Source organism: Belnapia arida (assembly GCF_016773205.1).
In the GTDB taxonomy this organism is placed as follows: Bacteria; Pseudomonadota; Alphaproteobacteria; order Acetobacterales; family Acetobacteraceae; genus Belnapia; species Belnapia arida.
The window spans coordinates 1-773 of the sequence record NZ_JAETWB010000160.1 but is presented as its reverse complement, the minus strand read 5'-3'; the positions used below and the strand labels follow the sequence as shown (position 1 = coordinate 773).

General features: G+C 69.2%; 1 protein-coding gene. It reads right to left on the bottom strand.

Features of this window, described 5'->3' with window-relative positions:
* Positions 1 to 773: IS110 family RNA-guided transposase (locus tag JMJ56_RS33185; RefSeq protein ID WP_202836131.1), on the bottom strand; the 773-nt coding region annotated here is incomplete at both ends.

The following is a 773-nucleotide window of genomic DNA, read 5'->3' as shown; positions in this document are numbered from 1 at the left end:
GCCTTCTGCAGACCACGACGCTGCGCGATCGCCAGGGCCCAACTGCGCAGAGCCGAGGGCTTGCTCGCGTGCACCAGCATGCTGGTGGCAGCCTCGTATAGGGCGTGCCTGGTGAGGACGTCCCCGGTCTTGGCAATCGCACCCGAGCGGTCTGTCTCGCCTGACTGGTACCGGCGTGGTGTCAGGCCGAAGTGGGCCCCCACGTCCTTGGAGCGGGTGAACCGGTCGGCCCTGTCGACCGTGGCCCGGAAGGCCAGTGCCGTGATCGGTCCCACCCCCGGCACTGTCATCAGCCTGCGACAGACCTCCTCCTCTCGGACAGCCTGCAGCACCAGGCGATGCAGAACGTCTCGCTGCGCCAGGAGTGCGGCTTGGACCACCAGCACGGGCTCGATGACCTGCAGCAGCTTGGGCTGGTCAGCGAGCAGCTCGCGGATGCGGCCCGCGAACCCGGCGCGACCGACACGCCCGATCCGGATCCCAAAGCCGCGCAGTGTGCCGCGGATCTCGGCCTCGACGTCGATCAGCTTGCTCACAAGCAGGCGGCGCTGGGTCAGCAGCAGGCGCCACTCCTGGGCCTGCCGCGTCTTGACGTGCACGGCGCGGAACCATCCCGTGCGCATGAGTTGGGCGATTCCACGCGCATCGCCGCGGTCGGTCTTGACCGGCATCGCCCCAATCGCCGCCTTGGTATGGCGTGTCTCGATGCAGATCGCAGGCAGGCCTGAGGCCACCAGCCCGGCGTAGAGCCACTGCGAGAGCGGGCCCGCCTC